Origin of the sequence: Streptomyces sp. SID14436, assembly GCF_010548465.1 — a bacterium.
GTDB lineage: Bacteria > Actinomycetota > Actinomycetes > Streptomycetales > Streptomycetaceae > Streptomyces.
The window spans coordinates 1-733 of sequence record NZ_JAAGMD010000335.1; the positions used below are offsets into that span (position 1 = coordinate 1).

Below are 733 nucleotides of genomic sequence, written 5' to 3' on the forward strand. Positions count from 1 at the left end.
CCGATCAGCGTGCCGTCCGGGCCGGAGGAGGTGGCTGCCGCACCGGTGTCCGGCGCGCCGCTGGGCACCACGGACACCCCCGTGGCCTCCTCGGCCGGGGCGGGGACGTCGCTCTCGGCCGGCACCGGGGAGGGCTCGGTGCCGGGAGCCTCGGTCGGGACGGGGGCGTCGCTCGTGGCCGGCACCGGGGAGGGCTCGGTGGCAGGAGCCTCGGTCGGGACGGGGGTCGCGGCGGTGTCCGAGACGGGCACGGCCGGGGCAGGGCCGTCGGCCGACGCGGAGGCCGCGCCCGCCAGGACGGCGGTGCAGGCAAGTGCCGCGGCACTCAGCAGGGTTCGGCGCATGGGTGGCTCTCTCCTTGGTGGTTCCGCCCGCCGGGGAATCCGGCGGGCCGGGTGACGGATCGTGCGGAGAGACGAGGCAGCGACGGGGCGGGTTGTAAAGAGCGGGCAAAGTCCCGGGCGGCGCGGCACGTGCGGTGCGGACGCGGCCGTGGAAGGCGGGCCGCCGCGCACCCGGTCGCCCCGTCACCCGTATGTCCGCGTTGCGCTGGTCGCCCGGACGGGCCGGTGGTGCGGTGAGGGGACAAGGGGAGCCGCCCCGGGCCAGCCGGCGGCGGCCGCTGTTGTCCTCAGGAGGCGCTCGTGATCACCCCCCGCCCGGCCGTCCGCCCGTCCCGCGCCACCGGTACGGGCGCGTCCGCACCCCGCCCGGCCGTCGCCCGGCCGCCGGC

Annotated in this window: 1 protein-coding gene; it reads right to left on the reverse strand. The window is 79.3% G+C overall.

The features are described from left to right. On the reverse strand, positions 1–344 hold a 344-nt coding region (locus G3I53_RS11955; protein ID WP_164438322.1), incomplete at its 3' end, for a Tat pathway signal sequence domain protein. Positions 345–733 lie beyond the last annotated feature (389 nt).